This is a genomic window from Staphylococcus sp. FSL K6-3157 (genome assembly GCF_038005145.1).
Lineage (GTDB): Bacteria > Bacillota > Bacilli > Staphylococcales > Staphylococcaceae > Staphylococcus > Staphylococcus equorum.
Map to the genome: position 1 here is coordinate 690,842 of NZ_JBBOSM010000001.1, position 21,334 is coordinate 712,175.

Genomic DNA, 21,334 nt, shown 5'->3' on the forward strand with positions numbered 1-21,334 from the left:
CATAAGGTTTTAGAAGTAAGCGCTTCAAAGTCAAAAACTTTTGGTTTTGTTACAAGATGAGAATTATTGTAAATATACTCTTGCGAAAATAGCGGAATTATGAAAAATTTATAGTAAAATTATCCTAGTTTTAGTATAATAAATAACAAATATTAATAGAAATAGAGGTGGAATCATGACCCACTGTATTGAACATGTTAAACAATCTGAAGTTAACATGTTGAGAGATTTGTGTATGACAACGTTTAGAACAACATTTGAGGAGGGAGAATATTCTGAGGAAGATTTCAAACATTACTTTAATGAAGCATATGCTGTCGAACAACTAAAAAAAGAGTTACTAAATAAAAATTCATTCACTTACTTTTATAAAGAGAATAATAAAGTTATTGGCTATTTTAAATTGAATATTAATGAGGCTCAAACGGAAGCTATGGGTAATGAATATCTTGAACTACAGCGTATTTATTTTTTACCTCAAGCGCAAGGTAGTGGTAAAGGTAAAAGTGTCTTTGATTTTGCAGTGGCTAAAGCAAAAGATCTGAACAAATCAAAGCTTTGGTTAGGTGTATGGGAGCATAATACGCAAGCTTATCGATTTTATCAAAAACAAGGGCTTGCAGTGACTGGAGAACATCAATTTTATACAGGTTCTATTATCGATACGGATTTAATTATGGAGAAATATTTATAAATAGCATGAATTGGATCAAATAAATTAATGGAATAATTAAGTAACAATTTAAATATCATAAATTAAGTTAACTTATTAAGCTGATAATAATGTAAATTAAAGTTTTGAAATTTTTAGTTCTCATTAAATTTATATTTTCTTTCGAAAGATTTTTGACAAAAGATGTTTATTTTTAAATTTATAGTGAATAACATACTAATTCTCATCTAACTTATTGGCAAATTAATACATATGGCTAAACTATTAAGTTATGAGTATTAAAACATAAGGAGGTTTTCTATATGAAAAAATTATTAGCAGGGGCGCTGACACTATCTTTAGCTTTAGCTGCTTGTTCAAATGGTGGCGATGACGAAAGTAATAACAAAGATGATAGTTCAGATGACAAAAAATCTAGCGAAGACCAATCAAAAGATTCTAAGAATGATGACAAGAAGAGCAATGATAGCTCTGACAAAGATTCAGACAGTAAATCTGGTGACAGCAATTCAAGCGATGATGATAGTTCTGATAGCAACAGTAATAGTGACTCAGATAGTGATAGTTCATCAAGCGACAGTGGAAATGCTACAGATAGCAATGATTCAAATTCAAATGATAGTAATGGCGCTAACAGTTCTAATAGTGGCGATAGTGCTAATAGTTCAAGTGATGCAAATTCTAATAGCAATGCAGCTAATAGTGGTAGTAACGCTAATGGTTCTGCAGATAGTGCAAATGCAAACGGTGCAAATGGTAATGCGAATGCAAACAATGATGCATCAAACAATGCGAATACAAACAATGCAAACAATGGTACAGCAAATTCAGGGACATCAGAATATGTACCACCGTACCAAGGACAAAATGTGGTTCCAGTTTCACAAAATATTTCGTCAGGAACTGTTGATAATCAAGCCGCATTACAGAATTTACCTAACTTCCAAAACTCATTAGATAATGCAATGGCAGAAGTTAACTCAATTAATGGTCAATCTAATCCTTATAATGATTATGCCATTGAAGGAAGCGAAGGTAATTATAGTTATATCTTTAGTTTCCAAAATCAAGCTGAACCAGGAACATACGCAATTGCTACAGTAGATCAACAAGGAACTGTACGAGTTGTAGATCCAGCTTATCATCAATAATCAATTGAAGTAGTAATCATACACAAAAAAAGGCTAGGAGCTCTCATTACTGTAATGAGGTTTCCTAGCCTTTTTATTATATGATTAACGATATTTCTATATTAGTTATATGTTTTATTACACTTTTTAATAATATGAGACAGTGTTTCAAAAGCATGATTATCTTTATTGATAAAGGGATTGGAATGAATCTCTGTCATTTGATGACTAATTAAATCATTTAACAAAGCCTTAGCATCACTATATCTAACAGTAGCTAATGAATGCATAACTTCATCATAAACTCCACGTTCAGCAATGTATTTAGCGTGATTTGGTGTGTACTGACAAACAGTTTTATTAATTGTTAATGCATCAAAAATAATAGAAGAATAGTCTGTGAGTACAATGTCTGAAACTAATAATAAGTCTTGAACTTCTATATGTGGCGGTGCAAGAATTGCATTTTCAGGAATATAAGAAGCTTGATCTTCAATATGTCCTTTAAATATAACATTATATTTATTGAGTAATCCGTCACTAATAGGTAATAGATCTGAATCATCTTGGTGAGATTTCCATGTTGGCGCATAAAGTAAAGTTTCTTTTTCAGGGTCTAACTTCAATTCTCGTTTAATAAAAGAAATATAATGGTGATCCGTTTGTTTATCTAGCAAATATCTGATTCTAGGATAACCACAGTTTAAAATATGTGTTTGTTGTTGTGGAAAAGCAGATTTGAAATATTCAATAATGGATTCACTATCGCATACAAAATAATCTTGCTGTAACCACTTATTATATTTACGTGCTCGGTAATTGTAAATATTTAGATTTTGTGATGGTTCATTACTATCTAAAAACAGTTTTTTAATAGGTGTACCGTGCCAAAGTTGAATAATAGTTCCATTAGGTTTTAGTGTATCAGGAATATTACTTTCTAATATCACTACACATGCGCTTTCTATGAGATCTTTTGCTTTTGGATCATCTGGCTTGATGAAGTTTGGACCATTGACATCATCGGTTATAAAATATATTGGTAATTTTGAAAAATGTTTAGCAAAATGATTGAACAAGTAACGAGAGTTACCTCTAAAACCATAATCAAAGCCTAAGAATACAATATGATTTTTAACTTTTGACGGGTTTTTTTCATATATATAGCTTTTTTCTCGATGCTTTTTAACTGACTGGCGTTGCACAATATTGAAAAGCCAATGGGGCATTTTGAAACCTGTAGCATTCAACCATTTATCAGTAAAACGCATTTGTTCAGGCGCCAATGTTTCATTCGTTTTAAATGGAAGGACATGTTTATGTTCATATGCCAATTTATTTAAATTAAATTTTGTCGTATTCAATGGTGTCAGTTGGTGTATATCCTTCCATATCTTGCTACTTGTAGTAAACGACTGACTGAAATCAAAAGTGACATGACTGTCAGTAACAACATCATCTTGCAATAGTGATATTAAAGCTAAGTCAAATAAATTTTGTATATTAAATTCATCTATAATACGTTGCGTTGTTTCTATATGGAAAATGATGTTTGGATAGTGATTAATATTTTCTATCCAATCATTAAATGTAATCTCTAATTTACCAAAATAACGACAATCATTTATGTATTGTTGGTTAACAGTATAGTCAGCTACAATCGTGCAAGGCTTCAAATTAACTGCCTCAATCATATTTTGGTGTGTTTTTATACTGTTGTTAATTACAACAAAATGTGTATAATCTTCTAGTGTTGCTTTTTTTAGTTGAGTTTCTAAATGTTGCCACTCAACTAATTCAATTTGTTTTATCATTAATATCCCTCTACTTAATCATTATTGTTACTATTTTACCACGGAGTGCACTTGAGATAAATGAATCCCTTGCAGAGCAGGTTTTAAAATTTTAAACTTCGTGTTACGCTAGAAAAAATAATGAAAGTTTTAAAAAGTATATTGTATTTAATACAGAAAATGTTATAATTTCATTGTGAAAAAAATCACAATAACGAGCTATCTCAATATAAATTAAAATAGAAAGAAGTAGTGAAGCAAATGTTTGTAGAAACTTTTAACCCCTTTAACAATGTATTAGTCTCATCTATCATTGCAGCGATTCCTATTATTTTATTCTTGTTATGCTTAACTGTATTTAGAATGAAAGGGATATATGCATCAATTACTACTGTAGTCGTTACATTAATCATTGCAATATTGTGTTTTAAACTACCAGTAAGTATTGCTTCTGGTGCAGTTGTCGAAGGATTTTTCCAAGGTATCATACCTATTGGTTATATTGTTATCATGGCAGTATTATTATATAAAGTTACAACTGAAACAGGGCAGTTCCAAACTATTCAAGATAGTATATCTAGTATTTCACAAGACCAACGTATCCAATTATTACTTATTGGTTTTGCGTTTAATGGATTCTTAGAAGGTGCTGCAGGTTTTGGTGTACCAATTGCAATATGTGCTCTTTTACTAACTCAGCTTGGTTTCGCTCCATTACAAGCAGCGATGCTATGTTTAATTGCAAATGCTACAGCAGGGGCGTTTGGTGCGATTGGTTTACCTATCACTGTAATTAACACTTTAGGATTACCAGAAGATATTACAGGTATGGCAGTATCACAAATGTCTACGCTCACTTTATTCATTATGAATATGGCAGTACCATTCCTATTAATATGGATTATTGATGGTTTCAAAGGTATTAAAGAAACATTGCCAGCCATCTTAATTGTAAGTATTACTTATACAGTATTACAGGCTGTAATTACATTATTTGTTGGACCTGAATTAGCAGATATTATTCCACCATTAGGCGCAATGTTAGCATTAGCTTTATTTTCTAAAAAATTTCAACCAAAACATATCTTTAGAATTAATAAAGAAGAAAAACCACAAGAAATTGATCAACATAAAGCGAAAGAAATTGTTTATGCATGGAGCCCGTTTTTCATTTTAACAGTATTTGTAATGATATGGAGTGCACCAAACTTCAAAGCACTGTTTGAGCCAGGTGGTGCATTAGAAGCGTTCGTCTTTAACATCACATTGCCGGGTACTTATAGTGAGATTGCAAATAAAGCAATTAGTCTTCCATTAAACATAATTGGTCAAACAGGTACAGCCATTCTTTTAGTAATAATTATTACTATTTTAATGTCTAAACGTGTTGGTTTTGCTGATGGTGGTCGACTATTTAAACTTTCATTTAAAGAACTTTGGTTACCAATTATCACAATATGTTTTATCTTAGTAATTTCAAAACTTATGACGTATGCAGGATTAAGTAATGTAATTGGTGAAGGTATTGCAAAAACAGGCGCTATATTCCCATTACTATCTCCAATTTTAGGTTGGATTGGTGTCTTTTTAACTGGATCAGTGACAAATAATAATACGTTGTTTGCGCCGATTCAAGCAGCTGTTGCAAATAATATAGGAGCAAGTGGCGCGTTACTCGTTTCTGCCAATACTGTTGGTGGTGTAGCAGCGAAACTTATATCTCCGCAATCTATTGCAATCGCAACTGCATCTGTACAACAAGTTGGTAAAGAATCTCAATTGTTGAAAATGACATTACGCTATAGTATTGCGATGCTCGTCTTCATATGTATTTGGACATTTATCTTGAATTTCTTTATCTAGAAATAAATAATATTTAGCTGTCGACAGAGTTCAGACTTTGTTGGCAGTTTTTTTGTTTTACGTAGATAGCGCTAATTTATATAAATCTATAATGATTTGCCTAAATCAAAGTTTTATCTTGTAGTCTTCGATGAAAGATTGACCCGAATCACGATAGATATTTAAATAAAAAAAGATGTTGGAGTATAAATTGATATGCTCCAACATCTTTTTTATTTTGAATTAAGCATATTTGAAAACTGTTGATAAACAGCCTCAGGTGAATAAGTAGCTACGGTCTTGAAACCATTTTCTATAAGGACTTGTTCTTTGAATTCTTGATTGATGAGTCTACGCAGTTTATTCGACAATTCAGTCACGTTCTTATGATCTATTAAATAACCATTTACGTTATTTTTAATAATAGAATCAGGCCCAGCGTTCCCACTAAAGCTTACTACAATATTACTTTGGTTCATGGCTTCTAAGATAACCATGCCGAAACCTTCGTTACGTGAAGGAACAACTGTAATTTCACTAATTGCTAATTGTTCATTTAATTGTTGCGTTGAACCTTGTAGTAAAACAATATCTGATAAGTCATATCGATCAATAAGTTGTTGTAATGCATCTCTTTCTTGCCCTTCTCCAAAGATGTGTACTTTATAGCCAAATTTTCTGACGATATGCTGAATGGGATTAATACTATCGATGAGTATGTCGAATCCTTTTTCATATTCTAAACGGCCAGCTGCAGTAATTATTTTTTCTTTTGTTTTATTAAGTCTAGGTTCATCTAAAATATTTGGAACAACATAAATAGGTGTTTGAATATAAGATTGATATTTAATTTTATCTACAGTAGTAAGTGTAGTCACTTTATCTAAAGCGGTATATGCATCAATGATTTCTTGTTGAAATGCTTCAGGATGGGCTTCAAAATTCATATGCTCCATGCCAATAGTTTCAATGTTGTTTTGTGCATATTTTGCAATCAATATATTAAAACTGGCTCTAGTCCCGATTAAAACGTCTGTATCGATTTTACGAATGGATTTAATCATCTTTTTCTCTATATAACGTGAAAACTGGTTTAAACCTGGTTCATTTTTTGAAAGTACTTTAGGTTTAGAAAATGAAGTGTATTTATTAATACGGTTAAAAAGTAAATTTTTGAAATTTTTAGGGTGCAACTGATAATTGATTAAAGGTTTTATAACGATAGAATCATGGAGTTCGAAATAAGGTTTTAAATCACCTTTAAATATAGAAATGATTTCGACTTTATGACCTTTTTTAGCCAGTGTATTAGCTAATTGTGAAATAGATTTTACAGTACCTCCCATGGCATAGATATTATGCATGAAAAAAGTGATTGATTTCATCGGAAAACCTCCAAATGTTTCTTAACTTAAATTAGAATTCATTATATCATGAAATGTATAATGTGTTTTTATTAGTAGTATCAAACTTATTTCAGTATTTAAAAAGCATTTTAACGTCTTTTTAGAAGATATAATAGCTCTTTTAACTAACAGTTTGGTTAACACATATTAACAAAATTTGTGTAGAATTACTGAAAGCCCTTTTTTCATAGGGCGATTACGTATATAATTAGAGAAGTATAAAGATATATTTCGTTATTTTTACATTTTAATCAATAATAACGGCAAGGTTTTTTATTTTTTAGTTATAGAAAACGCTTCATCCACTTTTTTAAAAGGATAAAGATAACGTTTCTATAAACATATATAAAAGGGGGACTGTGTTTGTTATGAGCACAAAACATAGCAAAACAGATGTCATCTTAATCGGTGGCGGTATCATGAGTGCAACATTAGGAACTATATTAAAAGAACTCGCACCAGAGAAAGAGATTAAGATGTATGAAAGGTTATCTACGCCAGCAGAAGAAAGTTCTAATGGTTGGAACAATGCGGGTACGGGTCACTCTGCATTATGTGAGTTGAATTATACAAAAGAAAATAAAGATGGTTCAATAGATATAAATAAGGCTGTAAAAATTAATGAACAATACCAAGTTACTAAACAATTTTGGAATTACTTAGTTAAACAAGGTCAACTTACGCAACCTGAAGCATTTATTAAGCCAGTACCTCACATGAGTTTTGTACAAGGTGTCCGTAACGTAGATTTCTTAAAAAGACGTGTGGACAGATTAAACAAAAACATTCTATTCAGTAATATGGAAATTACTGATAATAAAGATAAAATAGCTGATTGGGTACCATTGATGATGGAAGGTCGTACATCTCATGTACCAATGGCAATGAGTTATGATAAAACTGGTACAGATGTTAACTTCGGTGCACTAACTAAAAAGTTATTTGAAAACTTAGAAGAAAAGCAAGTTGAATTAAATTATGAACATGAAGTACAAGATCTTAAACAACGTGAAGACGGTGTTTGGGAGATGAAAGTTAAAGATTTACAAACAGATATCGTGACATTTGTTGAAAGTGATTTCGTGTTCATCGGTGCTGGTGGCGCAAGTTTACAATTGCTACAAAAAACAGGTATTAAAGAATCCAAACATGTTGGTGGGTTCCCTGTAAGTGGCTTGTTCTTAGTATGTAAAGATGAATCAATTACAACGCAACATCTTGCTAAAGTATATGGAAAAGCTTCAGTAGGAGCACCACCAATGTCAGTACCACATTTAGACACACGTTACATAGATGGCAAACGTACAATATTATTTGGTCCATTTGCTGGATTTTCACCTAAATTCATGAAAACTGGTTCAAATATGGATTTAATTAAGTCTGTGAAACCAAACAACTTAATTACAATGCTGTCTGCAGGAATTAAAGAAATGAGTTTAACAAAATATTTAATTTCACAACTTACCCTTTCAAATGAAGAGCGTATGGAAGACTTACGTCAATTTGTTCCTAATGCTAAGAGTGAAGATTGGGAAATTGTTGTAGCTGGTCAACGTGTGCAAGTTATCAAAGATACAGAAAATGGTAAGGGAACATTGCAATTTGGTACCGAAGTTATAACTTCTGAAGACGGTTCATTGTCTGCATTGTTAGGTGCGTCGCCTGGTGCTTCTACAGCAGTAGATATCATGCTTGATATGCTTAAACGTTGCTATGGTGAAGAATTTAAACAATGGGAAGACAAAGTGAAAACAATGGTGCCTTCATATGGCATGAAACTATCAGATAATGAAGCACTTTATACGAAATTGAATGAAGAAATCACGAAAAATTTAAAAATAAATTAATATTGCTTTGGCATTGATATGATAATAAGCAATGAAAATAAGCGCACGGTTAATCTAGTATCATACTAGGCTAACCGTGCGCTTTTAATTTAACTTTTACGGATTTCGATAGAGAATGTAGTGCCCTTATTTTTTTCGCTTACTATGGATATCGTACCACCATGTAGTTCAAAAATGGCCTTAGCAATAGCAAGGCCTAAGCCATTACTATTGTCATGATTACTTGCTTTATAAAAACGTTCGAACAAACGAGATTGTGTTTCTTCAGTCATACCCTGACCATCGTCTGTAATTGTACACTTAATAGAATCTAAATCTTGCTTAAGTATAATATCTATCGTACCGCCTTGAATTGAATATTTAATTGCATTTGTAATGAGGTTTTGGAATGCTTGATGTAATAAGCGTTCGTTACCAACCATTTCAATATTTTCTAAATCTGACATGATGATTAAATCTTTTTCATTGGCAGAAAATTGTTCATGGCGAATAATTTGTTTTAAAAGTTGATTAAGTTCAATGTGATCTTTAAATTCAAGATGTGCACCATTATCAATTTCGGATAACAATAAAAGTTCTTTTGTTAATTCGCTAAGTTGTGTAGTGATTTGGTAAATATCATCAATATAGCGCTCACGTTCCTGATCGCTCTTAGCAAATTTGAGCTGATCAAGTAGATGATGAACATGTGTCAATGGTGTTTTGATTTCATGAGAAACGTTCTGAACGAAATGTTGTCTCATATCATCTAATTGTTTTAATGAAAGTCTCATCTTATCAAATCGATATTGTAACGTGCCTAATTCATCTTTACGTGTGATTTTAATTGCTGTATCAAAATTACCTTGCATAAGACGTTCTGTCGCGTTTTTCAATTGTTGAATGGGTTTGATTAATGTATAAGTTGAAGAAATAACTAGGATGATAGAGATAATGAGTAATAACGATATTAGTATCGCTAAGAATATTCTAAATTCACTAAATGTTTTACCGATATCAGGTCTCATGAAGACGGCATAGTTTTGACCTTCGGATTCAAAAGCAATACCTACTGTATTTTGAGTAGTATTTTCAAAAAAACCAGTAATAATAGGCGTGTAAGGTAAATTTTTAATACCATGATAATCTTTACCGTTTAATACACTTTGAACATCTTGTTGTGCTATATTATCTTTTCTGAATGCTTCACCATAGTATGTTCTTTTTCCATTTTCTGAAATAGTCATAATTTGGTAATTCATTTCACCTAAATGTTTGAAAAATGGTGGGTGACTATCAATTTTTGATTCTTTTTGATATTCCATCGAATCTTTTAGAGTACGCATAATTTTTGCGTCATTATTTTCTTTCAAAAAATTATGATAAATAATATTTGTACATAAAAAACTGACTACTGCACTGAAGAGCATAACAACAATAGTATACACTGCAATGCGTGTATAGAGTGATTTAAACATGATCATCCACCTTATAACCCAATCCACGCACTGTATGAATTGTTACTGATGCTTCCAATTTTTCAAGCCTTTTTCTAAGGCGTTTAATATGAACATCGACAGTACGCTCATCACCTTCATAATCAAATCCCCATATTTTTTCTATTAAATCATCACGATTAAAAACTTGTCTTGGATGAGAAGCAAGGATAAATAGCAATTGGAATTCTTTATTAGGCAAATTCATTGTTTTAGAATCTGTCTGTAATTCTAAATACGCTTGATTAAGCGTCAGGTTGCCAATAGTAATTTCACTATTAGCATTAATGTTATAGCGCTTCAGCACAGCTTTAATTCTGAAAATGAGCTCTTTTACTTCGAAAGGTTTCGTGACATAGTCATCTGTGCCTGTTAAATAAGCTTGTTCTTTATCACTTAGCGCATCGCGCGCAGTTAACATGATAACTGGCATATCGTAATCTTCTTTTAAAATTTTACAGAGCTCAAAACCGCTCATGCCACCCATCATAATATCTACAATGGCAATGTCTACTAGATTTGATTCTAGATAGGACAGTGCGTCTTCAGCGCTTGATTGCGTAATTGTTTCTAATCCTTCACGACGAATATAATTAGAAACATACTCTAATATTTTTTTGTCATCATCGACAATAAGACAAGTTGTCATGGGCAATGTCTCCTTCTTCATTTTATTGTCATTATAAACGTTACTCATAGACTTCACAAATAACAAAAGTTTTTAAAAAATGAACATAAGTTCATATTGAGTTCACATAAGGAGGATAAACTCTAGATATAAGTTTTGGAGAAGGAGTGGAAATGATGAAATTAGCATGGCAGGAGATAAAATATTATAAATTCCGTTATATTTTAATTATGTTAATCATTTTATTACTAGGTATTATGGTTCTATTTATTAGCGGATTAGCACAGGGGTTAGCAAGAGAAAACATATCGATGTTAGACAATATGAAAACTGAAAAATATGTTTTACAGGATAATAAGCAACCACAAATTGAGAAATCAATTATCAAACCAGAACAACAAAAGAAAATAGAAGATATTACAAACCAAGAACCATTAAAATTAGCGTCACAAACATTAAAAATTGATAAAACCGAAGAAGATGTTGTGATGATTAATACAGTGAATAATGACAAGCCTGAATTGGCAGAAGGTAGTTATCCAACAAAAGATAATGAATTTGCAATTAATAGTAAGCTCACTGCAGAAGGTATAAACGTTGGTGACATGGTTGAAGTTAAAGATGGTAAAGAATTAAGAGTATCAGGTGTTATCAACGATACGATGCATTCACATAGCTCAGTCGTGATGATGAGTGATAGTGGCTTCGACAATTTGAACAAACAAGTGAGTACAGTTTATCCTGTTAAAGACTTAACAAGTAAACAACAAGATGAAATAAATAAAATCTCAGATGTCAAAGTATTTACACAAGATGATATTACAAGTGAAATACCAAGTTATCAAGCAGAGCAAGCGCCATTAAATATGATGATTGTAAGTTTATTCGTGATTTCAGCGATCGTACTTAGCGCATTCTTCTATGTTATGACGATTCAAAAAATACCAGAAATCGGTATCTTAAAAGCAATTGGCATCAAAACAAAACATTTATTAAGTGCATTATTAATTCAAATATTAATTACTACTATGATCGGCGTGTTAATTTCTGTAGGATTTGTGAGTGGTTTATCATTAATTATGCCCGTGTCAATGCCATTCCATGTAACACTATCTAATCTATTATTAGTTGTAGGCGTATTTATTGTAGTGGCAATTATAGGTGCAGTGTTATCGTTCATTAAACTGTTTAAAGTAGACCCTATTGAAGCAATTGGAGGTGGAGAATAATGAGTTTACAAGTAAAAGATATTAAAAAATCATTTGGGAAAGGTCCATCAGAAACGCCTGTATTAAAAGGAATAAACTTTGAAGTAAATGATGGAGAATTCGTAATATTAAATGGTGCGTCAGGTTCAGGTAAGACAACATTACTTACTATTTTAGGTGGTTTACTCTCACAAAATAGTGGTGACATTTTGTATAATGGTTCTCCATTATATGCAGGAGATAAAAAAGCATCAGAATTAAGATTGAATGAAATTGGATTTATATTCCAATCTTCACATTTAGTGCCTTATTTAAAAGTGAAAGCACAATTAACGACAATAGGTAAAGAAGCTGGAATGTCTAAAAATGATGCTAGTCAAAGAGCGGAAATGTTATTAAAACAAATAGGATTAGAACACCGTTTAAATGTATTTCCACATATGTTATCTGGTGGGGAGAAACAACGTGTAGCGATTATGAGAGCATTGATGAACAATCCTAAAATTATACTTGCGGATGAACCTACAGCAAGTTTAGATGCAGAACGTGCAACTGAAGTTATTCACATGATTAAAAATCAAATACAAAGTAAAAAAATGATAGGTATAATGATTACCCATGACAAAAGATTATTTCAGTATGCAGACAGAGTAATTGAATTAGATAATGGTGTAATTGTGAATTCATAACCCATAAAAGTCTAATTCCTTTTGAAGCGCTTGGGAGATAAAAATAATAAATAACCTTTTTAGAACGGGGAGAAGGAAATGGGACAGAAATTTAATTTTTTTCAATGAAATTTAGTTGTATGAGCCATCCCGACACAGCTGACTGTTAAATGGAATATAAGAGCCGAAGCGCTTTTTAAATTCAGTCAGCCACTGCCAATAAAAATAAGAGGCTGAGACATGTGATATGTCCCAGCCTCTTATTTTTTACGTTCTTATTCATCTTATGTTTAATACTATTAATAAATACTTAATACTGTGTCACGTTGATCTATTTGCTAAATTGATATTTTAATCGATTTAAAGCTGGTTGTTTTTAACATTATATGTCTAAGAAGTAGGGATGTGCCACAATGCAAAAATACAAGAAAAAAATAATGTAGCAAAGTAAACTGTAAGCAATAACTTGTATTGATACATTAATGCTAAAAAGTCTCTAATTAAGGCAACTTCAAAAAAGTGATAAGGTGTATGACTTCCTACGCCTTTTAATTTAAGGTCTAACTTTTGGCCGAAGCGGACTGCACGCATAATATGAAATTGACTTGTGACACAGACAATCTTAGGTTTTGTATTGAATGACTGCTGTATTAGTGCTTTTGTAAATTTAATGTTTTCATATGTACTCGTAGATGCATCTTCCATTAAAATTTGAGCTGGGTTCACGCCACGATCAACTAAGTAACGAAACATGGCCAAAGCTTCAGATATAGGTTCATCCGGACCTTGTCCACCACTTACGATAAATTGGGCATTTGGTTGTTGTTTATACAATGCTAATGCTCGATCTAATCTATTAGCTAACATAGGCGTGACATGTTCATTAAAAATACCCGCACCTAAGACGAGTATCGTATCAAACTTTGCTATATATTTCTGATTTAAATAACAAGAAGCGCAAGATACATAACAAATAAAAGTGAAAATCGCGCTAAAGGCAATCGCTGATAACCATAGGAATACAACATTAAATCCAAAAGGTAGCAAGCTAATGTATGCACAAGCAAGTGTGAAAACGATAACTTTAAAAGATAAGCGATAAAGTCGTTTTAAAAATAGCGCGCTCATACGATACTGCAGTATATGTTTGTGTTTTATATGTACTAATAAGAAACCAATAATCATTACAACAATGATGTCTATAGGGATTTGATGAGAACCAATACGTAAGATAATTACAATATAACCTAATATTACCTGGGAAATAAAAATATTAATATTTGCAAAATATTTAAAATTAAAATACATACTTAAGAAAATAAGTACTATCAGTAAAATACAAAGTAGTGCCAGAATATTCATGTTTCACCCCAGTGTTTTATAGTATATTAAATGTAGTTGAATCCATTAAAATATGCAAATGGATAAAGCGTTACTATTAATATTAAGCAACATACAATATCCGTAAATGGAAGCATTGTATATTTTAACTTTTATAGAAGTTAAAATATTGATACTATTAATATAACAAATTACAAAATGATATTACATACAGTGGAGATTAAAGAGGTGCAACCAATGGTGAAAAATTTAAGTAGTCATATAGAATTCATGGGAGAATTTATAGATGATGTAAATACATTATTAGCTAAATTATTAAAGGCATTAAGAGAAGAATACAATGTATCAAAAGAACAAGCAAACGTTATATTAATGCTTGAAAATGGAAAAGCGATGACTTTAACAGAAATTACAGAACGACAAGGTGTAAATAAAGCTGCCGTCAGCCGAAGAATAAAAAAATTAATTCAAGCTGAGGTTGTACAATGGGATAAATCTGAAGACACAGGAGATCAACGATTAAAATATATTAAATTAACTGAGAAGGGCAAACAATTTAATAGAAAAAGTAAGTCTATTATAAATGACATAGTCAGTGATATACTGCATGATCTATCAGATGATGAAATTGAACAAGCGCGTTATGTATTAGAAATCATTGATCAAAGGCTGAAGAACTTTAATATTAAACATCATTCGTAACATTAATCAATATAAGTATGATAGGACATATTTAAAAAATACATCGAGATATAATTAGCTAAAGATGAGTCTTATTAAGTGGCTGTTAGCATCCAAGCTAGGGTGACTAGTAGTCTCTTTTAACTTATAAAACATTTAGATATTAATTTTGAAGGTACATTGTTATGAACAATAGACGATTCAATAAAAGAACAAAGCATTAGACTAAATGCGTATATCAATTTTTAAGCAAGGCACATATAATAAATATTATAGCTTTAAAATATACTATTAGTATACTGCGATTATGCATGGGTATAGTGATTAATGGAGTATTAATCTGTCATATAGTTTAATCCTATAATGTGTTAAAATAACGGGATAGTGTAAAAAACAAGGGTAAACGTAAAGAGGTGATAAAATGCAAAAATGTCCGAAGTGTGGAGAAAACATAAGAAATGGGCAGAGAAGGTGTAGTCATTGCGGTTATCGTGCAAAGCAAGGCGATTCAGAAAAAATGACACGCTCTACAAAAACAAATAAAAACACAACCAATATTAACGTACGTAAAGTTATTCCTTGGGGTATTGCATTCTTTATCCTTATCTTACTTATCATTGTTTTTTTCTTGGTTAGAAACTTTAATTCACCTGAAGCGCAATCAGAGATTATAATAAACGCAGTAGATAATAACGATACGCAAAAACTTTCAACTCTTTTGAGTACTCAAAATAACAGTGTTGATGAAAATGAAGCTGATGCTTATATTAAATACATAAAAAATGAAGTTGGAATGGATAACTTTGTGAAAGATGTAAATAGTAAAATTGCGAAATTGAACCAAAATGATACTAAGAATTCAGATTTTGTCACAGCCAAAAATGGAGAAAAAGTTCTGAGAATCAGTAAAAATGGGACTCGCTATTTAATATTTGATAATATGAGCTTTACTGCACCAACTAAAGAAGCGATTGTAAAACCTAAACAAGAAACAACGTATGAATTTAAGGCAGATGATAAGCAAAAAACTGTAGTAGCTGAGAAAAATAAGCCAACTTCTTTAGGTAAATTTATTCCAGGCGATTATACACTTGAAGCTAAAAAAGAAATGTCGAACGGTCAATTCAATGGTCACCTCAAATTCAATTTTAATGACAGTAACAATGAATCAGTTGATGTTACTGAAGACTTTAACGAAGCATATGTACAAGTTGAATTAAATGGTGCATCTGAAATAGATACAGATTCAGTTAAAGTTAAAATCAATGACAAAACTTATGATTACGCAAAAGCTAAAGAATTTGGCCCATATCCTAAAACAAAAGATATAACGGTATCTGCTGAAGGACAAGCTAAGAAGAAAACATTTAAATCAGCAGAAACAACAGTGAAAACAGATAACCTCAAAGATAAAACACAAGTCACTTTAAACTTTGATGATGATGAAATCGAGAAGTATGTTGAGAAAAAAGAAAAAGAAGAAAATAGTTTTAGAAATAAGGTGTCTCGTTTTTTCGGTGATTACACTGCGGCAATGATTAGTGCACGCAGTCAAAGTGATTTTAATTTAGTATCATCCTATTTAAAGAAAGATAGTGAAAAATATAAGGATACTAAAAAAGACGTTAAATCTAATGAACTATTCTATCTTCAGCAGCCACAGATTACTGATATTGTAAAAGAAGGTAATACATTCTATGTTACAGGCCAAACATTAAAAGAAGATGGCCAATATGGTGAAGTAGAATATCAACTTGAAGGTAATGACAAAGCGAATGATTTAAAAGTAGTGAAGTATTCAGAGCAAAGTTAAATATTTAAAAAATTAATGCAAAGCGTATTTTTAGTCAACTTTGTGGGAGCGGTGATAAGAAATCAAATTTCAAATTTTGATTTCTTATCATCGCTTCCTTTGTCTTTTACATATCAATTTAACTACATCTATTTAAAATTGCGTTAGCAAAGGCTATAATAATAGCAATGAACTTTTTCTTATAATGATATGAGATGAAGTGTTAATAAGTAGCTAAAAATGCTAGGGTTTCAGCATTGAGGAGAATAGAAATGTCCAATTATCAAGAGCAACATAAGAATTCCTTACTGTTTGTTATTATCTTAGGCGCGTTAACTGCGATAGGCGCATTATCTATTGATATGTTCTTGCCAGGCTTGCCACAGATACAATCAGATTTCAATACAACAACATCTAATTCACAACTAACTTTATCTTTGTTTATGATTGGTTTAGCATTAGGTAATTTATTTGTAGGTCCGATATCAGATTCTATTGGACGAAAGACACCATTAATCGTAGCTATGGCATTATTTACATTGGCAAGTATAGGTATTATTTTTGTGGATAATATTTGGTTGATGATCGCCTTAAGATTTGTACAAGGATTTTGTGGTGGAGCAGGGGCAGTGATTTCTAGAGCGATATCAAGTGATCTGTATACCGGAAAACAATTAACTAAATTTTTAGCGTTACTCATGTTAGTAAACGGTGTTGCACCAGTATTAGCACCGGCATTAGGCGGTGTCATTTTATCATTTTCTACGTGGCGTATGGTCTTTGTTATATTAACTATATTTGGTCTGCTAATGTTATTTGGAACGATATTTAATATTAAAGAGTCATTGTCAACTGAGCAACGAGATAGCCCCCATCTCGTTAGTATCTTCAAAGGTTTCAAACAGTTATTAGCTACACCTCGATTTGTATTACCTATGCTTATACAAGGTGTGACATTCGTTATATTGTTTAGTTATATTTCTGCATCTCCTTTTATTGCACAACGTATTTATGACATGTCTGCTCAGCAATTTAGCCTAATGTTTGCATCTGTAGGTATAAGTCTCATTGTTTCTAGTCAATTGACAGGTAAGTTAGTGGATTATATTGATAGACAAGTTCTTTTGCGTGTATTAACAATCATTCAATTAGTGGGTGTTGTATGGATAAGCGTTATTTTATACATGCATCTATCTATCTGGCTATTGTTTATAGGCTTTATTGTTCTAGTGGCTCCTGTTACAGGAGTAGCGACATTAGGTTTCTCGATTGCAATGGATGAGAACACAGTCGGCAATGGTAGTGCATCTAGCTTATTAGGGTTAGTGCAATTCTTAATAGGTGGGCTTGTGTCACCACTAGTTGGCGTGATGGGAGAAGATAGTTATATCCCTTATGTCACGATTATATTAATAGTAGGATTATTGTTGATTACACTTCAAATAATAAATTATTATGTATTTAAACGTGTAGCTCTAAAATAGTGAAATTGGATAAAAAGAAAATGAGAAACGGCTGTTAGATTCCTTAGTGGATATCTAGCAGCCGTTTTTATTTTCTATATTATAAAAACATTGTAATGCGAAAATGATTACAGTATTAACGCCCTAATTTAATGGCATTTGCAAGTAAAATTTGTGCCATTTCATTTGGTGATTCAATACAGTCTTCACGTACCCAGTAATAGATAATACCAAGTTGCCCACCGATAGCATACGTAACAAACTGTTTTTTATTTGTTACAGTCGTATAATCATCTAACAATTTTGTATAATTGAGTTTGGTTTCTTTAACGTAATCGCTAAATAAGTCACGATTTGGGTGTGTAACAAATATTGCGTGAAAGAAGCCATAATGACGATGGATATAGCACAAAATAATTTTAAAAAATTTATATAATTTCTCATAGTTGATTTCTGTGTGTTCAAAGCTATTGTATAAAACATCTAATAATTTTATATACTTTTTTAAGTGATAAGTTTGAATTGTAGATAAAAGGTCATATTTATCCACAAAATAGTCATAGAATGTCGTTCTATTGACCCCACTATAAGCGCAAATCATTTTAATAGTAATATGTTCAAATGGATGTTCTTCTAATAGGATAATCATATTTCGAATGATTTTATTTTTAGCTTTCTGTCTCATTTTATCTCCTTCAAAAAACATATAATTACTTACCCGACACATTTAGTAGAAGTGTCGGTGTTTTTTTATTTAGCATGACTCTATAATATATAAGGTGAATTTTAAAAGCAAATAGGAGGAAAGTGTAATGAAGAAAATGGTGTTAATTAATGTCATTACCATTGTAGTTCTTGTAATAATAGGAGTAGTTGGTTTCCACTTTTATAATCAAGCTACAGGATTCGTCAGTACAGATAATGCCAAAGTTGATGGTGAGCAAATTAAAGTTTCAGCTCCAGCAGCAGGCGAAATTAAATCTTTTGACGTTAAGAATAATGAGAAATTAAGTAAAGGTGATAAAGTTGCAGAGATTGCAACAAAAGGTGAAGACGGCCAATCACAAAAAATGGATATTAAAATGCCTCAAGACGGCACAATTGTAAAAACTGATGGTATGGAAGGTTCAATGGCGCAAGCTGGATCGCCAATTGCCTATGCTTATAATTTAGATGATTCATACATTACTGCAAATGTTGATGAAAAAGACATTGCAGATGTTGAAGAAGGTAAAGATGTAAATATAACACTAGACGGTGAAGACGCTGAACTTAAAGGTAAAGTAGAAGAGGTTGGTAAAGCAACAGCGTCAAGTTTTTCTATGATGCCTTCAACAAACAGTGATGGTAACTATACTAAAGTTTCTCAAGTAGTACCTGTAAAAATCTCACTAGATTCAAAACCATCTAATAATGTTGTTCCAGGAATGAACGCTGAAGTTAAAATCCATAAAAACTAAGGAGGGCTTGAAATGACAATGGCCTTCATTATTATTTACGTAGTCATAGCGCTCATTCTTGTCGGATTATTGAATCTATTTATAACGAAAAGAAATAAAAAGAAATCAATGCGACAAATGGAACATGTTAAGCATGAAAACAACACATCAAATGAAAATTATCAATCTAAATTTAATATAAGAAACAATGAAAAATCTAGCGAAACAACGAAACAATCTGCAACAACACATCATACAAGTGAAAACGTTACATCAGAATCTGATGTGCTTGATGATGAAAATGAAACTTTTAATACAGAAACCGAAGAAGTACAACAACAAACTGATTCAAATCATGAAACTATAAATCCAAACTCAGAAGAAGCCCAAGTCAATGAACAACTAAAAGCCAAACATAATTCATTTATGTTTGGTAAAGGTGCTACACAAGCCAAAGTTTTAGTAGCAATGATTTTTGGTATGTTTATTGCAATCTTAAATCAAACGTTATTGAATGTGGCTTTACCAGAAATCAATATTGATTTTAATATTTCTGCAAATACCGGACAGTGGTTAATGACAGGATTTATGTTGGTCAACGGTATTTTAATTCCTATCAGTGCGTTTTTATTTAATAAATATTCTTATCGTAAACTCTTTTTAGTTGCGATGGCATTATTTACATTAGGCTCTTTAGTCTGTGGTATATCAGGTTCGTTTGGAATGATGATGGCAGGACGCGTATTGCAAGCCATTGGAGCTGGTGTATTAATGCCGTTAGGTACAAATGTATTTATGACGATTTTCCCACCAGAAAAACGTGGGGCGGCAATGGGAACATTAGGTATAGCAATGATCTTAGCACCAGCGATTGGTCCAACATTATCTGGATATATCGTTGAAAATTACCAATGGAATGTTATGTTCTATGGTATGTTTATCATCGGACTGGTAGCATTAATTATTGGTTATATATGGTTTAGAGTATATCAAGTTACAACAAACCCTAAAGCAGATGTCCCAGGTATTATCTTTAGTACCATTGGTTTTGGTGCGCTATTGTATGGCTTCAGTGAAGCAGGGAATAATACATGGACTTCACCTATCGTGTTAATTTCATTAATGCTAGGTGTTATCTTTATTATTGCCTTTGTTATTAGAGAACTTACAATGCGTGTACCAATGTTGAATATGGAAGTATTAAAGTATTCTGGTTTCACATTAACAACTATAATCAATATGATTGTTACGATGAGTTTATACGGTGGTATGATTCTATTGCCTTTGTATTTACAAAACTTAAAAGGATTTAGTCCTATGGATTCAGGGATACTATTATTACCTGGTGCATTAATTATGGGACTAATGGGTCCTATTGCAGGTAAATTATTAGATACAATTGGTATTAAGCCGTTAGCCCTTATAGGCACAGGAATCATGACTTATGCAACTTGGGAATTGTCGAAACTGAATACGAATACAACGTATACTCACTTAATGATAGTTTATATGATTCGTTCATTTGGTATGAGTTTTATCATGATGCCGATTATGACTGCAGGCATGAATTCCTTGCCACAACGGTTGATTTCCCATGGTAATGCCTTATCAAATACATTAAGACAACTTGCAGGTTCTATAGGTACAGCTTTATTAGTGACTGTAATGTCAACACAAACAACTGAACATATCGCTGCTTATTCACAAGATTTGGATAAAACGAATCCATTTATTAAAGATCGTTTACAAGAAATGGCACAAACAATGGGCGGCGAACAATTAGCGACATCACAATTGTTAGAATTTGTTCAGAAAATTGCTTCCATTAACGGTGTGAATAGCGCGTTTTTAGTTGCGACAGGTTTAAGTGCACTTGCATTTATATTAAGTCTTTTCTTAAAAGGGAAAGAACATTATTTATCAAAAGAAAATTAAAGTAACTATAAAA

The 21,334-nt window shown here is 31.8% G+C and carries 17 protein-coding genes; 11 read left to right on the plus strand and 6 right to left on the minus strand.

What is annotated here, in order from left to right; all coding sequences use genetic code 11:
* Positions 1–175 precede the first annotated feature (175 nt).
* Together MHB47_RS03065 and MHB47_RS03070 are read left to right on the plus strand one after the other, a co-directional pair.
* Positions 176–694, plus strand: a complete 519-nt coding sequence (locus MHB47_RS03065; RefSeq protein WP_064783478.1) for a GNAT family N-acetyltransferase — start codon at positions 176–178, stop codon at positions 692–694.
* A 281-nt stretch (positions 695–975) separates the two neighbouring features.
* Complete coding sequence (locus tag MHB47_RS03070) at positions 976–1,824, plus strand: hypothetical protein (protein ID WP_340755064.1); 849 nt, start codon at positions 976–978, stop codon at positions 1,822–1,824.
* A gap of 101 nt (positions 1,825–1,925) precedes the next feature.
* On the opposite strand, the gene MHB47_RS03075 is transcribed toward MHB47_RS03070, so the two are convergent.
* On the minus strand, positions 1,926–3,617 hold the full coding sequence (locus MHB47_RS03075; protein WP_340755066.1) for a CDP-glycerol glycerophosphotransferase family protein: 1,692 nt from the start codon (positions 3,615–3,617) through the stop codon (positions 1,926–1,928).
* Positions 3,618–3,857: 240 nt separating this feature from the next.
* On the opposite strand from MHB47_RS03075, the gene MHB47_RS03080 reads away from it, so the two are divergent.
* Positions 3,858–5,459: an L-lactate permease gene (locus tag MHB47_RS03080; protein ID WP_002506841.1), complete on the plus strand. Its 1,602-nt coding sequence runs from the start codon at positions 3,858–3,860 to the stop codon at positions 5,457–5,459.
* A 212-nt stretch (positions 5,460–5,671) separates the two neighbouring features.
* On the opposite strand, the gene MHB47_RS03085 is transcribed toward MHB47_RS03080, so the two are convergent.
* A complete protein-coding gene (locus tag MHB47_RS03085; protein WP_340755068.1) occupies positions 5,672–6,823 on the minus strand; it encodes a glycosyltransferase family 4 protein in 1,152 nt (383 codons plus the stop codon).
* Positions 6,824–7,212: 389 nt separating this feature from the next.
* On the opposite strand from MHB47_RS03085, the gene mqo reads away from it, so the two are divergent.
* Positions 7,213–8,691, plus strand: a complete 1,479-nt coding sequence (mqo, locus tag MHB47_RS03090; protein WP_277595292.1) for a malate dehydrogenase (quinone) — start codon at positions 7,213–7,215, stop codon at positions 8,689–8,691.
* Positions 8,692–8,780: 89 nt separating this feature from the next.
* Here mqo and MHB47_RS03095 read toward each other — a convergent pair whose 3' ends face one another.
* Together MHB47_RS03095 and MHB47_RS03100 are read right to left on the minus strand one after the other, a co-directional pair.
* Complete coding sequence (locus MHB47_RS03095) at positions 8,781–10,148, minus strand: sensor histidine kinase (protein WP_340755070.1); 1,368 nt, start codon at positions 10,146–10,148, stop codon at positions 8,781–8,783.
* Positions 10,141–10,815: a response regulator transcription factor gene (locus MHB47_RS03100; protein WP_021338481.1), complete on the minus strand. Its 675-nt coding sequence runs from the start codon at positions 10,813–10,815 to the stop codon at positions 10,141–10,143. Before MHB47_RS03100 ends, MHB47_RS03095 begins: the two co-directional genes overlap by 8 nt.
* Before the next feature lie 155 nt (positions 10,816–10,970).
* Here MHB47_RS03100 and MHB47_RS03105 point away from each other — a divergent pair, with 155 nt between their 5' ends.
* A complete protein-coding gene (locus tag MHB47_RS03105) occupies positions 10,971–12,023 on the plus strand; it encodes an ABC transporter permease (RefSeq protein ID WP_021338480.1) in 1,053 nt (350 codons plus the stop codon).
* The gene (locus MHB47_RS03110) at positions 12,023–12,691 is read left to right on the plus strand and encodes an ABC transporter ATP-binding protein (RefSeq protein ID WP_277595295.1); all 669 of its coding nucleotides are present in this window, start codon (positions 12,023–12,025) and stop codon (positions 12,689–12,691) included. The genes MHB47_RS03105 and MHB47_RS03110 overlap by 1 nt, the downstream gene beginning before the upstream one ends.
* Before the next feature lie 369 nt (positions 12,692–13,060).
* On the opposite strand, the gene MHB47_RS03115 is transcribed toward MHB47_RS03110, so the two are convergent.
* On the minus strand, positions 13,061–14,032 hold the full coding sequence (locus tag MHB47_RS03115) for a YdcF family protein (RefSeq protein ID WP_340755072.1): 972 nt from the start codon (positions 14,030–14,032) through the stop codon (positions 13,061–13,063).
* A 216-nt stretch (positions 14,033–14,248) separates the two neighbouring features.
* Between MHB47_RS03115 and MHB47_RS03120 the strand changes: the two genes are divergently transcribed.
* The 3 genes from MHB47_RS03120 to MHB47_RS03130 all read left to right on the plus strand — a co-directional run bounded on the left by MHB47_RS03120 (position 14,249) and on the right by MHB47_RS03130 (position 17,968).
* The gene (locus tag MHB47_RS03120) at positions 14,249–14,713 is read left to right on the plus strand and encodes a MarR family winged helix-turn-helix transcriptional regulator (protein WP_002506849.1); all 465 of its coding nucleotides are present in this window, start codon (positions 14,249–14,251) and stop codon (positions 14,711–14,713) included.
* Positions 14,714–15,113: 400 nt separating this feature from the next.
* Positions 15,114–16,505, plus strand: coding sequence for a zinc ribbon domain-containing protein (locus MHB47_RS03125; protein WP_340755075.1), 1,392 nt, complete (start codon positions 15,114–15,116; stop codon positions 16,503–16,505).
* 251 nt (positions 16,506–16,756) lie between these two features.
* A complete protein-coding gene (locus tag MHB47_RS03130) occupies positions 16,757–17,968 on the plus strand; it encodes a multidrug effflux MFS transporter (protein WP_340755077.1) in 1,212 nt (403 codons plus the stop codon).
* 115 nt (positions 17,969–18,083) lie between these two features.
* Here MHB47_RS03130 and MHB47_RS03135 read toward each other — a convergent pair whose 3' ends face one another.
* Positions 18,084–18,632 (minus strand): TetR/AcrR family transcriptional regulator, encoded by a 549-nt coding sequence (locus MHB47_RS03135; RefSeq protein ID WP_002506852.1) that lies wholly within the window; start codon positions 18,630–18,632, stop codon positions 18,084–18,086.
* A 127-nt stretch (positions 18,633–18,759) separates the two neighbouring features.
* On the opposite strand from MHB47_RS03135, the gene MHB47_RS03140 reads away from it, so the two are divergent.
* The gene (locus MHB47_RS03140) at positions 18,760–19,407 is read left to right on the plus strand and encodes an HlyD family secretion protein (protein WP_002511478.1); all 648 of its coding nucleotides are present in this window, start codon (positions 18,760–18,762) and stop codon (positions 19,405–19,407) included.
* A 12-nt stretch (positions 19,408–19,419) separates the two neighbouring features.
* Positions 19,420–21,321 carry a DHA2 family efflux MFS transporter permease subunit gene (locus MHB47_RS03145; RefSeq protein WP_340755079.1) on the plus strand — a complete coding sequence of 634 codons (1,902 nt, stop codon included), beginning with the start codon at positions 19,420–19,422 and terminating at the stop codon, positions 21,319–21,321.
* The last annotated feature ends 13 nt before the right edge of the window (positions 21,322–21,334 follow it).

Coding starts and splice junctions, on each gene's coding strand:
- MHB47_RS03100 (WP_021338481.1), bottom strand. CDS start 10,815: ATGACAACTTGTCTTATTGTCGATGATGACAAAAAAATATTAGAGTAT.
- MHB47_RS03135 (WP_002506852.1), bottom strand. CDS start 18,632: ATGAGACAGAAAGCTAAAAATAAAATCATTCGAAATATGATTATCCTA.
- MHB47_RS03080 (WP_002506841.1), top strand. CDS start 3,858: ATGTTTGTAGAAACTTTTAACCCCTTTAACAATGTATTAGTCTCATCT.
- MHB47_RS03110 (WP_277595295.1), top strand. CDS start 12,023: ATGAGTTTACAAGTAAAAGATATTAAAAAATCATTTGGGAAAGGTCCA.
- mqo (WP_277595292.1), top strand. CDS start 7,213: ATGAGCACAAAACATAGCAAAACAGATGTCATCTTAATCGGTGGCGGT.
- MHB47_RS03070 (WP_340755064.1), top strand. CDS start 976: ATGAAAAAATTATTAGCAGGGGCGCTGACACTATCTTTAGCTTTAGCT.
- MHB47_RS03075 (WP_340755066.1), bottom strand. CDS start 3,617: ATGATAAAACAAATTGAATTAGTTGAGTGGCAACATTTAGAAACTCAA.
- MHB47_RS03095 (WP_340755070.1), bottom strand. CDS start 10,148: ATGTTTAAATCACTCTATACACGCATTGCAGTGTATACTATTGTTGTT.
- MHB47_RS03105 (WP_021338480.1), top strand. CDS start 10,971: ATGAAATTAGCATGGCAGGAGATAAAATATTATAAATTCCGTTATATT.
- MHB47_RS03145 (WP_340755079.1), top strand. CDS start 19,420: ATGACAATGGCCTTCATTATTATTTACGTAGTCATAGCGCTCATTCTT.
- MHB47_RS03115 (WP_340755072.1), bottom strand. CDS start 14,032: ATGAATATTCTGGCACTACTTTGTATTTTACTGATAGTACTTATTTTC.
- MHB47_RS03140 (WP_002511478.1), top strand. CDS start 18,760: ATGAAGAAAATGGTGTTAATTAATGTCATTACCATTGTAGTTCTTGTA.
- MHB47_RS03125 (WP_340755075.1), top strand. CDS start 15,114: ATGCAAAAATGTCCGAAGTGTGGAGAAAACATAAGAAATGGGCAGAGA.
- MHB47_RS03085 (WP_340755068.1), bottom strand. CDS start 6,823: ATGAAATCAATCACTTTTTTCATGCATAATATCTATGCCATGGGAGGT.
- MHB47_RS03065 (WP_064783478.1), top strand. CDS start 176: ATGACCCACTGTATTGAACATGTTAAACAATCTGAAGTTAACATGTTG.
- MHB47_RS03130 (WP_340755077.1), top strand. CDS start 16,757: ATGTCCAATTATCAAGAGCAACATAAGAATTCCTTACTGTTTGTTATT.
- MHB47_RS03120 (WP_002506849.1), top strand. CDS start 14,249: ATGGTGAAAAATTTAAGTAGTCATATAGAATTCATGGGAGAATTTATA.